1 protein-coding gene (only partly in view) is annotated in these 262 nt (G+C 36.2%); it reads right to left on the bottom strand.

The annotated features are described in order from the left end of the window. Positions 1 to 36 precede the first annotated feature (36 nt). Positions 37 to 262: part of an N-6 DNA methylase coding region (locus tag G3997_RS04425; protein WP_296648713.1), annotated on the bottom strand (this coding region is incomplete at its 5' end). 466 nt of the annotated region lie beyond the right edge of the window; the window shows 226 of its 692 annotated nt.

Genomic DNA, 262 nt, shown 5'->3' with positions numbered 1-262 from the left:
TTAGATGCATCCCCTAAAGTATACTCTTTCCACTCATTACAACTCATACCCAATTCCTCCAAGTTGCTTTCTTATCTCTTCCTCAAGCTCCCTAGACTTCTTAAACTGATTAGCCAAAGTATTAGTTADCCTTTCCATCTTYTCCTCAAATGGCTCACCATCATCTTCAACTTCCTCAATACCTACATATCTACCAGGAGTAAGTATATAATCATGTTCCTTTATTTCATCAATACTTGCAACCTTACAATAACCTTTAACA

Source organism: Romboutsia sp. 13368 (assembly GCF_018336475.1).
Classification (GTDB): domain Bacteria; phylum Bacillota; class Clostridia; order Peptostreptococcales; family Peptostreptococcaceae; genus Romboutsia.
This window is presented reverse-complemented; position numbering and strand designations above follow the sequence as displayed.